The 12,261-nt window shown below is 53.8% G+C and carries 13 protein-coding genes; 1 reads left to right on the top strand and 12 read right to left on the bottom strand.

The features are described from left to right. Window positions 1–34: 34 nt before the first annotated feature. The 10 genes from DWZ54_RS11830 to DWZ54_RS11740 all read right to left on the bottom strand — a co-directional run bounded on the left by DWZ54_RS11830 (window position 35) and on the right by DWZ54_RS11740 (window position 9,610). On the bottom strand, window positions 35–295 hold the full coding sequence (locus DWZ54_RS11830; protein ID WP_147369925.1) for a hypothetical protein: 261 nt from the start codon (window positions 293–295) through the stop codon (window positions 35–37). After that, window positions 295–1,695 (bottom strand): MFS transporter, encoded by a 1,401-nt coding sequence (locus DWZ54_RS11780; RefSeq protein ID WP_118476505.1) that lies wholly within the window; start codon window positions 1,693–1,695, stop codon window positions 295–297. The genes DWZ54_RS11830 and DWZ54_RS11780 overlap by 1 nt, the downstream gene beginning before the upstream one ends. Window positions 1,696–1,997: 302 nt before the next feature. Then, window positions 1,998–2,903 (bottom strand): radical SAM protein, encoded by a 906-nt coding sequence (locus tag DWZ54_RS11775; protein ID WP_118476507.1) that lies wholly within the window; start codon window positions 2,901–2,903, stop codon window positions 1,998–2,000. Between the two features lie 32 nt (window positions 2,904–2,935). Then, a complete protein-coding gene (locus DWZ54_RS11770) occupies window positions 2,936–4,819 on the bottom strand; it encodes an LTA synthase family protein (protein WP_370245777.1) in 1,884 nt (627 codons plus the stop codon). 134 nt (window positions 4,820–4,953) lie between these two features. Further along, window positions 4,954–5,721, bottom strand: coding sequence for a DeoR/GlpR family DNA-binding transcription regulator (locus tag DWZ54_RS11765; RefSeq protein WP_118016393.1), 768 nt, complete (start codon window positions 5,719–5,721; stop codon window positions 4,954–4,956). Window positions 5,722–5,877: 156 nt separating this feature from the next. Continuing rightward, on the bottom strand, window positions 5,878–7,455 hold the full coding sequence (locus DWZ54_RS11760) for a ClC family H(+)/Cl(-) exchange transporter (RefSeq protein WP_118476501.1): 1,578 nt from the start codon (window positions 7,453–7,455) through the stop codon (window positions 5,878–5,880). A gap of 60 nt (window positions 7,456–7,515) precedes the next feature. Next, a complete protein-coding gene (rpsR, locus tag DWZ54_RS11755; protein ID WP_199497607.1) occupies window positions 7,516–7,746 on the bottom strand; it encodes a 30S ribosomal protein S18 in 231 nt (76 codons plus the stop codon). A 21-nt stretch (window positions 7,747–7,767) separates the two neighbouring features. Next, window positions 7,768–8,214, bottom strand: coding sequence for a single-stranded DNA-binding protein (locus DWZ54_RS11750; RefSeq protein ID WP_118476499.1), 447 nt, complete (start codon window positions 8,212–8,214; stop codon window positions 7,768–7,770). 62 nt (window positions 8,215–8,276) lie between these two features. Continuing rightward, window positions 8,277–8,564, bottom strand: a complete 288-nt coding sequence (gene rpsF / locus DWZ54_RS11745; protein WP_118016390.1) for a 30S ribosomal protein S6 — start codon at window positions 8,562–8,564, stop codon at window positions 8,277–8,279. Between the two features lie 113 nt (window positions 8,565–8,677). After that, a complete protein-coding gene (locus DWZ54_RS11740; RefSeq protein ID WP_118476497.1) occupies window positions 8,678–9,610 on the bottom strand; it encodes a DMT family transporter in 933 nt (310 codons plus the stop codon). 124 nt (window positions 9,611–9,734) lie between these two features. Here DWZ54_RS11740 and DWZ54_RS11735 point away from each other — a divergent pair, with 124 nt between their 5' ends. After that, entirely contained in the window at window positions 9,735–10,688 is a 954-nt protein-coding gene (locus tag DWZ54_RS11735) for an AEC family transporter (RefSeq protein ID WP_118476495.1), read from the top strand. Between the two features lie 45 nt (window positions 10,689–10,733). On the opposite strand, the gene DWZ54_RS11730 is transcribed toward DWZ54_RS11735, so the two are convergent. Then, the gene (locus DWZ54_RS11730) at window positions 10,734–11,357 is read right to left on the bottom strand and encodes a DedA family protein (RefSeq protein WP_118476493.1); all 624 of its coding nucleotides are present in this window, start codon (window positions 11,355–11,357) and stop codon (window positions 10,734–10,736) included. A 99-nt stretch (window positions 11,358–11,456) separates the two neighbouring features. Further along, on the bottom strand, window positions 11,457–12,020 hold the full coding sequence (locus DWZ54_RS11725) for a TMEM165/GDT1 family protein (RefSeq protein WP_118476491.1): 564 nt from the start codon (window positions 12,018–12,020) through the stop codon (window positions 11,457–11,459). Window positions 12,021–12,261 lie beyond the last annotated feature (241 nt).

Raw genomic sequence — 12,261 nt, 5'->3', positions numbered from 1 at the left:
TCGCCCGACACTCAGTGGCGTTTTTCGCCCGGCGCTAACACCGATCACCAGGAGAATAATTTCCTGTTGCTGAAATTGCTTGCACACGAACACCATTTTTTTTGCATGTCCCCAAAATATCATCTATATCTTTATCATGCCATCCCCAAAATTCAATCGCATCAAATCCAGCTTGTTTTACACGACCAATTCTGTTACAGAAAGGGATTCCTGGATATAACATTTCAATATTCACCGCATATTCCATCACCAAAGCCCCCCTCACTACAAAAATACAAACCTTAACCTCCAGCATCAAAGAACACCCTGACGATCCCTCTCGCGTAAATCAGCTATGACTTGCGGATAAAATTTGTCTAACTTATACATAAGACAAAGAACCGCTATGATGATAGAGAAAATGATTGGCGCATACATACAAACTACATATATTAAATCCAAGACTTCCTTCGGTTGACTCTGGCATAAACCATTGTAATTAACAGAATCCATAAGAATGCCAATACCTGCAGTTGCTAAACCGCCACCAATTTTAGAACCAACAGAAGCTGCACTGAAGATCATACCATCTTGACGTACATGAGTTTTCCATTGACCATATTCCACAGCATCAGCAAGCATTGGAAATACATTTGCCCAAAGCGGTGCAACGCCGATTCCACGAATGATTGCACTTGCCATGGCTGCCGACATGCTCAGTGGAGCGCACAGCCATACAATCTGTGCAACAATGACAAGTAAAATGCCTGCCAAAGTTAGATTTCTCTTGCCAAATCGAGGAACAAAGTGCGGAACAATCAAGACTACGATACTTTGCGATATGAGTTCTGCTGCATAAAGCGGACTGTATAACAGCTCATCACCCAATGTATATTTGCAGTAATATGTCATAATGACGCCACTGACGGTACTCATCATGACCGCCAATCCCCAAAAACCAAGACACATAGCCCAGTACTGATTGCTAATCAACGCCTTAAGTTGCTGTTTTAAGGGAACCTTTACCCCCTGCGCCGCTTTAATAACCACACGTTCCTTTATGTTGAAGAAACAGATGAGCAGCAAAACAAGTGCAATAGCCGAGAAAATAACAGAGACAATAATCCAACTTCTTTGTGTATTACCAAAATAATGTACCAAAGGGAGAGTCGAGACAACCACTAGCATTTTTCCCATTGGACCGCAGAAAATACGCCAAGCCTGGGTTGCAGAGCGAGAAAACTCATCTCGTGTGATAAGTGATCCCATCGTTGAATACGGAAGATTCAGTGCTGTGTAAACAACCGTATTCACAAGATTATACGTAACAAAGATATACACAGCTTGTACTGTTTCCGATGCATCTGCCGGTACAAAAAAGAGTAAAACAAAAGTCACTGCATAGGGGACAGACATCCAAAGAATCCATGGTCGGGCTTTGCCATACTTTGAATGCGTGCGATCTGTGATAAAGCCCATAATGACATCCGAAATACCATCAAAAAATCGACTTATTAAGAAGATCATACCAACCGTCATCGGATTGATTCCGATATAATCGGTATAGAAAAATGTTAATAACGTAGCGCAAATGCCGAACACGACATTGCATGCTGTGTCACCAAGTCCATAACAGATTTTTTCTCGAAGACTGACAACTGCATTTTCTTCCAATTCAGTATCAGGTGCATGTTCAGCAAATTGTGTGTTTTGCATCTATAGCAACTCCTTTCATCAAGCACACGAAATCACCTAAAATAAAAGAACTACACCAAAACCTTTATAATGGAACCAGCTTCGTAATAGTCGGTTCAATATCTGTCGACTGATATTTTCTATATTCATAATAGAATTTTCGCAAAAGTCTTTCAGTAAATTTAATCTCATAAAATATAACGATTTTCCCAAAATCAAATAAATTGTATTATTTTATCTTTTGATATGCATTATGGTATAAAATAATAAAGGTTGCATGCCCATCTGAGCATACAACCTTTATTACTAGCATAAATTTTATTCTATTCCGCCCGTACTCCGCTGCCGTCGAAGTGCGGCACGAACTTCGTATCGGCCGTCCGGCCCTGCTGCACGTAGCAGTGCGTGATACCGAGTTCCAGCGCATGGTCAACGACGGACTGATACTCAAACGTCGTCAAGCGGCGGTTCATCCCCTTATGCTCCGCCGCCCGGTACATCGGCGTATACTGATTCATCAGCGAAATCTGCACCTTGTCACCAAACGTCTCATGGATCCAATCGAGCACACGCATACTCTCATGGCGATGCCCCGGCAGCACGAGATGGCGGATGATGACGCCCCGCTTGAGCTGTCCATCAGCAGCGAACTGCAACGGGCCAACCTGCTCGTACATTGCAGAAATGGCCTGCGTGGCAACGACAAAGTAATCGGGCGCCAGGGAATACTCGCGCGCACTCGCCTCATCGGCATACTTGAGATCCGGCAGGAAAATATCGACCTGGCCGCGCAGTGCTTCAATCGTCTCCTGCGTCTCATAGGCACCGGAATTATAGACGACAGGCAGATGAAAGCCTTTTGCCCGCGCCAGCTCAAGTGCGTGCAGGATCTCGGGCACATAATGCGTGGGCGTCACGAGATCGAGCGTTGCGGCACCGCGCGCCTGCTGCTCGAGAAAGATTTCCGCCAGCCGCTCATCCGTGACCTCAATGCCCCGTCCCTCATGAGAGATCTCATGATTCTGGCAGAAGCAGCAGCGCAGGTTGCAGTACGAAAAAAACACCGTACCGGCACCACGCCCGTCCGTGCCCGTCAGGCACGGCTCCTCCCATTTATGCAGGGAAACCAGGGCCACGCGCGCCTTGCTGCCTGCACCGCAGAAACCTGCCCGTTTCGTGCGGTCCACGCCGCAGCGCCGCGGGCAAAGCTCGCATTTCGTAATGCTCATCATAAATTCATCCTTCTTATCTTCACACAGGCTCAGCGGTCCTCGAGCCTGCTCGCATCGAGGATAGGGCCATACTTCGCCCGCCACCACGAAATGCTCCGGATGGCATTGATGTAATTCTGCATCGCATCCTCATCGATGACCGGCTCTTCTCCCTCCGTCACCGGCTCAGGGACCAGCGGGACCGTGTCTGCCTTGCCGATGGCCGTGCGCGTGATCCAGAAACCGTAATTCACGCCCTGGCGGTTCGTGCGTGTCAAGCTGGAGCCCAGCGACATATAGGAGAACCCCTTGGGCGCTATGAGCTCAAAGATCGTCGGCATGATGTCGATCTGGCTGCCGGCGGCATCCGGCAGCAGCGTGCCCTTATGGATGCCCTTGCCCGTGATGATGAACGGGATACCATAGCGCTCGTACGTCATCGGTGTCTTATCGAGGTTATAGCGGTCGCCATGATCGCCGACGATGACGATGAGGCTGTCGGGGCATTTTTCCTTGACGGCTCTGACGAACTTCGCGAGCTCGCGATCGGCATACCAGTAATGACCGAGTTCCTTCAGGAGCTCCTCGTCCTGCTGGTGCTCCGGAGGCAGTGCGTCGCGCACGGCCTCCTTATCGAAGCCCTTGGCCTCAAGATCCAGATCATACGGCGAATGATTCGAGGCATTGAGCAGGACATTGAAGCTCGGCTGCTCCGGGTCCAAGCCCTCAAGCACCTTCTCGTAGAGGACCTCGTCCTCGCAGCCCCAGACGCTGCCCGGCACATCGCCGAAATCGCCGCGGCTGTAGAAATGCTCAAAGCCCTGCGCCTGCGTAAACGCGCCGATGCGCTCCCAGGTGGCCGGTCCCGCATACCAGAAATTTGTCGTATAGCCGAGCTTCTGCATCTGCGGCGCACTGGCTGTCGGATACGGGGCCGCAAAGGCCTCCGGCATCGTCGTCAGATAGAGATTGGCATCGGCAAAGCCGGTCACGACGCCAGTGACGGCTGAGACCGTGCTGGCCCCGTTCGGCAGGAACGTCGGACAGTAATCCGTATCATCCTCGGCAATCAGGCTGCGCATGCCATACGAAATCGGGATGCCCTGGTATTTGTCCAGCAGCGGCCAGTTCGCAAAGCTCTCTGAAAGGATGACAAAGACATGTTTCGGCTTATCGGCCGCCGGTCCCTGTGCAGACTTCTGCAGATAAACGTCGAGATCATCCGTATCGGGCTGACGATGCGAGAGCCAAGCTGCCAGCGTGCGGATGTCATCCGTCGTGAAATCAAGGCCGTTGCAGGCCAGCATGCGCCTGTTGAGATTGTAGGCGCGGTAAAGCGCCTGCGGGTTGTCGAGGATGGCTTCGTTGAGAAAATCATCCTTGGTGACACCGGCATTCTCCCAGTCCACAGCCGTCTGCCAGCCGAGGCTGCCGCCAAAGATGCCGAGCAAAACAGCCAGATACGTCACATAGAGGAAGGCCAGACGGCCGAGATAACGCGCCCAGCGCGGCCATACCATCGCTTCCGCGAAGTCTTCCAGCCGACAGCAGGCGAGCAGGGCCTTGAGGCCGCGCCAGAGCACCCACGCGAGCAGCAGTGCTCCTGCCAGCCGCACGGGCAGCGCATACTGCTGCACCATCGTGATGAAGAGCGCGTAGAGATCGTCATTGGCCCCCGTAAAGATCATCTGATTGAAGTTCGCATGGAACTGGCGGTAAAACGGGAAACTCGCCACATAGAGGATGGAGAGCAATGCGAGCAGCACGGCATTGATGCCGAGGACGACGCGGTTCTCCCAGCGCGGATACACGAGCCGCAGCAAGAAGCCCGGCACAAAGCTCACGAGTGCAAGGCAGCCGGCTGTCTGCATGCTCAGGCGAAAGCCGCGCCAGAGTGCCAGTTCAACATCAGGCGCCGCGGTTCCCGCGCCCATATAAGAACGCAGCACAAACAGGAAAAGGAGCCGGAAAACGGAAAGGACTGCCAGGTAAAAAGCATATACCTTCAGTCCTTTCAGGATTCCCCTATATAGATTGTGCCAGCTCAACCGATTGGGAAAACGCAAACTCATGGCAGGATGATCTCCACCCCGTAAGAATCAGCCGCCTCACGGATATCCTGAGCCGGTTCCGAATCGGTGATGAGGCCGGACAGCGTATCGAGCGTCGTGTAATTGTAGTTGCCGTCCGTGCTGAGCTTGCGGGCCTCAGCAACGACATACGCCTTCTTGCTATGGCGGATGATGGCAGCCTTGTTGATGCCATCGTCGATATCATACGTCGAGACGCTGTTCTCCTTGACATCGACACCGACAGCACCGACAAAGGCAATATCCGGCTTGAGGCGCGAGATGAAATCAAGCGTCATGCCGCCCCAGAAGCCATCGCGGCTCTTGTTGATCTTGCCGCCGGCAAAGACCACGCGAATCTTCGGGTTGCGCGCGAGCACGACGAGAATGTCAATCATGTTCGTGACGACCGTGACCTCAAGCTCCATCTTGACAAGGAGTTCCGCGATGGCCAGATTGCTCGTCGAGATATCGAGGAAGACCATATCCTTCTCATGGATCAGCTTGACCGCTGCCTGTGCGATGCGCTGCTTCGCCTCGACATCCGTATTGCGATGCTTGCTTACCTCGACCATATGGCTGTTCTCACGGATGCGTACAGCACCGCCGTACGTGCGCTTGAGCTTGCCCTTCTTTTCGAGCGCGCCGAGATCCTTGCGGATGCAGTCCTCGGTGACCTTGAACTTCTCGCTGAGGTCGCGCACGCGGACCTTTCCGTCACGAGCCAGCATGCTCAAAATAATATCCTGACGTTCTTCCAAAAACATACTTACCACTCCTATAAGCACCAGGTTTATTGTTTCATCTTATTGTACGATTATTTTACTAGATATGACAAAATTTATCAAGTGTCTTCCCCAAGAATCTGCTCAACCTCGCCAAAAATGCGTATAAATCAACTCCAACAATCACCTTGGAATCTGTCATTGATTTTGTTTATCTATTACTCTCTCGCGGGCCAATTCCTGGAGCTGCCAGGTATCGCGTTCATCCGTCAGGATGTAGAGATAATCGCCGTCCTGAAGATGCAGCTGCCCTGCTGGCGAAAGTTCCTCACCGCCGCGGCGCACATTGACGATCAGCGCCCCTGCCGGCCACGCGACCTGTCCGATGGCAGTGCCCGCAAGCTGACTGCCCATGCCAACGGGAAGCTCGAGCAGGATGCGCTTGCGGCGGATGCGCCGCTTGATCTTCTCGCGCACGGCCAGGCTCCTTGCCAGCAGCATATCGTAGACCGGCTGCCCGCCCGTGAGATCCGATACGAGATAGGCCGTCATCGAGACGATGATGAGCGCCAGCATGTGCTCAAAGGATCCCGTCATCTCCATGATCAGGATACTTCCGGTAATCGGCGACTTGACGACGGATGAAAAATATGCCGCCATGCCAAAGACAATGCAGTTGACGGCAAACGGCGCCGGCAGTACGCCGAGGGCAATCGCAGCCTTGGCAAAGACGGCACCCCCGAGGGAGCCAAGGACCAGCATGGGCAGGAAGATGCCGCCCGGCACGCCGGAACCAAAGCAGAGCATCGTGAACAGGAACTTGCCGGCCAGCAGGATCAGCAGGAAGGTCAGCGGATAATCCGTGACGACAAGGGAGTCGACCAGCGGACTGCCGCCCCCGAGTACCTGCGGCAGCACAAAGCCCAGCAGACCGGCCGCAAAGAGCGGCACCACGGGTTTCCAGCAGGCAGGCAGCGGCATCCTCGCATAAGCGTTCTGCGCGCCGCTCAGGAATGGATTGAAGAGCAGGCCAAGTGCACCGACAAAGGCACCGAGTGCAATCAACAGCAGATACATGCTGCCCGTATCAATGACGGGTACGACGCCCATGTGGAACACCGGCTCCATGCCGAAGAAATACTGCGTCACAGTCGTCGCCGTCACGGCTGCCGCCACAGCCCCCATGAGCACGAAGGATGAAAAGTTCTTCGTGAGTTCCTCGAGGCAGAAGACTACACCCGCCAGCGGCGCATTGAAGGCTGCTGCAAGGCCGGCACCGGCGCCGGCCGTCAGGAGATAGTGGCTTTCCGCATAGGAACGGTGCGTAAGGCGTCCGAGGCCCTGCCCCAGGCAGGCACCGAGCTGGACGCTCGGGCCCTCGCGTCCCAGCGAAAGCCCGGCGCCGATGCCGAGCACGGCGCCGATAAATTTCAGGACCAGCACCCTGGCCCAGTTCATATCCATGCGGCCCAGCAGGATGCCCTTGATCTGCGGGATGCCAGACCCAGAAGTCATGCCGTCCCGTTTGACGATGCGATAGAGCACATAGCCGATGCCGGCCAGCACGAGGAACCATACGGGCATCCACAAGGGATGCTGCGACAGCCAGGCATACAGGCGCGGCAGCGTCTTTTCCGAGCATTCCAGCAGGAAGCGGAAGAGGGCTATGACAAATCCCGTTGCAATACCGATGATATTGCCTTCAATGAATAACCGCAGTTTGAAATGACGCGGATCCGTAAGCATCGTCATCGCGTCCTCAAGGCGTCGGCGCATGATGATCCTCCTAACATGATAAACAAAAAAGCGCTGTACCGAAGTACAGCGCCTATGATCTTATTCTGCAGTAAACGGCAGCAATGCGATATTGCGTGCACGCTTAATGGCGACCGTCACCTGACGCTGATGCTTAGCGCAGTTGCCGGAGATACGACGCGGTAAAATCTTGCCACGCTCCGTTACGAAGCGGCGCAGTTTTGCAACGTCTTTATAGTCGATATGATCAACCTTGTCTACGCAGAACGAGCAGACCTTTCTACGAGGTCTTCTGCCTCTGTCACGTCTCATCAAAGTAATTCCCCTCCTGTCTTAAAATGGGATTTCTTCATCAGGGATGGACGAGCCAAAGGAACCTGCACTGCCAGACTGCTGCGGATGTGCAGCAGGAGCTGATGCCGGAGCACCATACTCACCCGGCTGCGAAACAGAATTCTTCGAATCGAGGAATTCCACCTCATCCGCTATGATTTCCGTTACATAGCGTTTCGAACCGTCCTGTGCATCATAGCTTCTGACCTGGATACGGCCTTCGACGCCGATGCGGCGGCCTTTGACCAGATTGTTGCCACAAATTTCAGCAAGCTTACGCCACGTCACGATCGGAATGAAATCCGCCGTGGGCTGGCCATCATTGGCATCCTTGCGAGCGAAGCGACGATCGACAGCCAGCGTAAACGTGCAGACAGCCACACCAGACTGCGTATAACGAACCTCAGGATCACGGGTCAGACGTCCAATCAGAATTGCCTTATTCATGGTTTTCCCTCCCTGACACCTTGCGGTGTACTTTCATAAGGAAAGCTGCGTTTCCCCCATCATTATTCTTCTTCGGATTTGACGATCATGTGCTTCAGGATCTCATCCGTAATCTTCATGACGCGGTCGCACTCAGCAACACATGCAGGCTCGCACGTAATGTCGAACAGGCAGTAGAAACCCTCTGCGCAGTCTTTGATCTCATAAGCAAGACGCTTCTTGCCCCAACGATCTTCTTTGTCAATCGTACCACCGTTGTTCTGGATGAGGTTGCTGAACTTCTCGATGACAGCGTTCGTTGCCTCTTCTTCCATCGGCTTCACGATAAATATGACTTCGTACTTTCTCACGAAATCACCTCCCTCTTTGGTCTTTGGCTCCCCATCTGCTGAGGAGCAGAGTTATTCTGCCGCATTTCCAGCGACTAAAAAATTATACCACGGAGCAAGGGTAAATGCAAGCATTACTTGTGGCTGCCTGGCAATTTCTCCCGGCTCCTGGCGATTTTCTCCTCGGCCGTCGTATTGCCGCCCCGCATGGCCAGCACAACGCCGATGGCGATGAGCAGGAAGCCTGCCCAGAAATAGAAGGTGACCGGCTCATCGAGCAGCAGCCAGCCGAGCAGCGTGCCGACAATCGGCTGAAAGAACATGAAGAGCCCGCCGATCGAAGCATCCATATACGTCAGGCCCTTGTTCCAGAGGCTGAAGCCCGCCGTCGTCGAAATGAACCCTAGGTAAAGCACCGAACCCCAGACCGACGGTTCCGCCATGGCGGGAATATCAGCTGCTGTGAAGAGCCAGTAAAGCGAATACGGCGTGAGCAGCACAAAGGCGATAAGCACGCTGTAGAACGTCACGGTGATGACAGAATACCGCGAGAGGAACTTCAGAATGACCGACATGAGCGCCCAGGTCACGGCCGCAATGAAAAGGAACAGCCCGCCGAGCGCATTGACCTGGATGTTGTCGGGATCAAAGACGATGAAGAGCACGCCGATCGTCGCGAGCACGACCGAGAGCACGCGCCCCAAGGTCAGACGCTCATGCAGCAGCCAGCAGCCGAAGACCACCATGAACGCCGGCGTTGCAGCCGTGATGACTGAGCCCGTCTGCGCCGAGGTCAGCATCGTGCCCGTTTCCTGCGTCACGATGGAGAGCGTCTGCCCGAGGAACGCGGATAACAGCAACAGCTTGCGGTCTTGCGGCGCAATGTACCACGAAGACCGCATCACCAGCATCATGACCATGAGGGCAATGAGTGCCGTGCCGTAACGCATCCACACTAGTGGAACCGGCGGAATGACGAAAATCGACAGCCGTACGGCAATGAACATGCCGCCCCAGATGCTGCCGGCCAGCGACAGGAAAAATGATCCAAGCAATAAATTCCGCAAAATATCCCTCCTCACTCATACGTATTATTCTATCACAGATTTACAGGAACCCTCAAAAGTGATAGGATTTAGCCAACGAACCATCGCAAAATCAACATGCATCCATACAGAAAGAAGTGACCGCATGGATAACGCAAACCTGCGCCTGATTTTCGTCGTAACCGACCTGATTGCGCCCTTGGCCGTTGGCTATTTCCTGCATCAGCGCCAGCTTGTATCCGGCGAAGCCATCAACAAGCTCATTCGTTTCAACGTCATCTGCATCTACACCATCCTCTCATTGCTGAGCTTCTGGGTGCTGCCGATCTCGTGGAGCCTCCTGACCGTACCGGTCTTCGGCTTCCTGCTCATCCTGATCCCTGGAGCCATCGGCAGCTTCTGCTTTGCCCGCAGCTTCACGAGCTGGCTGGATCGCGGTGCTTACGTCGCAAGTGCCATGCTCGCCAATATCGGTACGCTCGGCGGCGTCTGCGCCTTCATCCTCTACGCGGAGGAAGGCTTCGCCTACACTCAGCTCATCGGTACCTGTCAAAACATCCTGCTCGTGCTCGTCATCTTCCCAATGGCCCAGTACTGCTACATGAAGCACACACACGCCGTCCGCAAGACCAACCGGTTCCACAGCTTCTGCGAGCTCTTCTTCTCGCTCAATCAGCTGAGCCTCGTCGGCATGGCTGCCGGCCTGCTGCTCAATGCCTGCGGCATCGCCCGTCCAGACGCACTCGGCCCCGTCTTCCAGGGGCTTGTCCACATCGCAGCCTGGATTGCCATGCTGCCCGTCGGTTTCCTCATCGACTTCCGACAGGTCCGCCGCTATGAAAAGAAGGTGCGCTCACTGACCGCACTGCGCTTCGTGATCACCCCTTTCATCTTCAGCATCCTCATCGCCCTGTTCGTCGATGATCCCGTCGTCCAGGGAACACTTCTCGTCTCCGCCTTCTGTCCGACAGCCATCAACGCCGTCCTCACATCGCGCCTCTACCATCTGACGACTGACCTCGCCGTCTCCTCCTTCGTCATCACGACAGGCGCCTTCCTGCCCATCATCTTTCCCATCTTGTTCTTCTGGCTGCGTTAAGACATAAAAAAACCATTCCCGTCAAAAGGAATGGCTTTTTTTGTATCAATCGGCATCCACGCTCTCACGCGCGCTTTTTTTTCGCTTATGACGAATATAGAGGACCGCCACAACAAGTGCCGCCACGACGACGAAGACGATGCTGGCCTCATGGCCAATCTGCGTCAGAATCTTCCAGCTTTCACCGAGCATCATGCCGGCATAGAGGATCAGTGCCGTCCAGGGCAGAGCGCCTGCGAAGGTCAGGATCAGGAATTTCTTCATGTCGACATGGGCAAAGCCTGCCGGCAGAGAAATGAACGTGCGGATAACCGGCAGCATGCGGCTGAAGAAGACCGCCTTGAGGCCGTATTTATCAAACCAGTTCTGTGCGGTATCCACGTGCGATTTCTTGATGAAGAAATAATGGCCATAACGGTCCACAAAGGCACGCCCGCCGTAATGACCGACGAGATAGGCAAAGATGGAACCAGCCATACCGCCAATCATGCCGGCCGTCAATGCCCCCGTAAAGGTCATCTGTCCGACAAAGATCAGGTAGCCGGAAAAACCGAGGATGAGTTCACTCGGCACAGGGATGCAGGCATTCTCCGCCGCCATCAGCACGGCAATCGCCACATATCCCCAAGAAGCAATGAAATCCAAGAACATCGTCGAAAACTGTTCCATGCTTGCAAGATCTTCCTTTCTGAAACAATCCATACTACGGGATACACCCGTTTGCTAAAGCTATTATGCAATAGATTCATGAAAAAAACAAGGGAAGAATTAACGGAAGACCGCATTCCAAAGGCCGACGAGGCCGAACAGCAAAAAGATGCCGCCGGACAGATAGCGCAGGAATGCGTCCGGCAGACGGCGATGCAGAAAAGTCCCCACGAGGATGCCCATGCTGTCCGCCAGCACCATACCAGCCACGGCACCGCACAGGACCTGAACCCAGGAATCATACTGCGCCGCCATCATCATCGCGGCAAACTGCGTCTTATCCCCCATCTCACCGACAATGAAGGTCAGCGCCACCGTGAGGAACGGGCCAAAGCGTGAATCATGCGCCTCCTCCTCGTCGTCATCCTTGCTGCCCAGGGTCCATATGCCGAATCCCAGGAACAGGACGGCCGCAATCAGGGCCATGATATCCTGCGGCACGAGATCGCCCACGAGACGTCCGACGCCCACAGACAGGCTGTGTACGACCAGGATGCCGCAGAACATGCCGGCAAAGACGCGGCGCCAATCATATTTTGCCGCAAATGCCATGACGAGGAACTGCGTCTTATCCCCCATCTCCGCCAAGAAGACCACAAGAAAAACGGACCAGAATGCTTCCATAAACACCCTCCTAGATATGAGCCAATACGATCAAAGATATATACACATATATAGTAAAAAAGCGAGACTCCGGCACAGGAAATCCTGTACCGAAAGTCTCGCTTTGACCTTGCCCATGAAGACAGGCACGCCAATTCACAAGCCAGGCAATTGCCAGTATGTTGACTTGTGCCCTAAGAGCTACTCCCTCTCAGTTCGTATCCGATATGAAAAAAGCCCGCAACGCGGGCATAATGTCAAG

This window comes from Mitsuokella sp. AF33-22 (assembly GCF_003475755.1).
Taxonomy (GTDB): domain Bacteria; phylum Bacillota; class Negativicutes; order Selenomonadales; family Selenomonadaceae; genus Mitsuokella.
Note: the sequence above shows the minus strand (reverse complement) of the source record. Positions and strands in the feature narration are given on the sequence as shown.